This is a genomic window from Clostridium drakei (genome assembly GCF_000633595.2).
Lineage (GTDB): Bacteria > Bacillota > Clostridia > Clostridiales > Clostridiaceae > Clostridium_AM > Clostridium_AM drakei.
Window position 1 is genome coordinate 1 of record NZ_JIBU02000108.1, and the last position, 414, is coordinate 414.

At 23.9% G+C, this 414-nt stretch carries 1 protein-coding gene; it reads right to left on the reverse strand.

Features of this window, described 5'->3' with window-relative positions; genetic code table 11:
- Nucleotides 1-402, reverse strand: a 402-nt coding sequence (locus tag EG57_RS0224970; RefSeq protein ID WP_242859932.1) for an AAA family ATPase, incomplete at its 3' end; no start/stop codon positions are given.
- Nucleotides 403-414 lie beyond the last annotated feature (12 nt).

Here is a 414-nt window from a genome sequence, read left to right on the forward strand (position 1 = left end):
TTTATTTTTTAAAATACTGTATACATTTAAATTATTAAGTCCTGAAAATATACTCTCTTTCGCTACCCTAAGTATTCCTGTAAGAATTGCCTTTTCTAAATATATATTATCCTTCAAGCCTCCACTTAAAAAATTTCTCATAAAATTTATAATATCTTCGTAATAATTACCAGTATATCCACCTTGTATTGGTACATCATATTCATCTATAATTATTACGGTTTTTTCATTATAATGCTTAGATAAATACATGCTTAAACTTAGTAAGCTTTTATGATAATATATATCATCTGCTTTTAAATTCATAATATCCTTATATGTTTCTTTTTCTTCATCATCCATTATATTGCTTTTAAGAAGATATTTATGCCTTTTAAATTCATTTCCTATTACAAATTTCATCCCACTTTTACA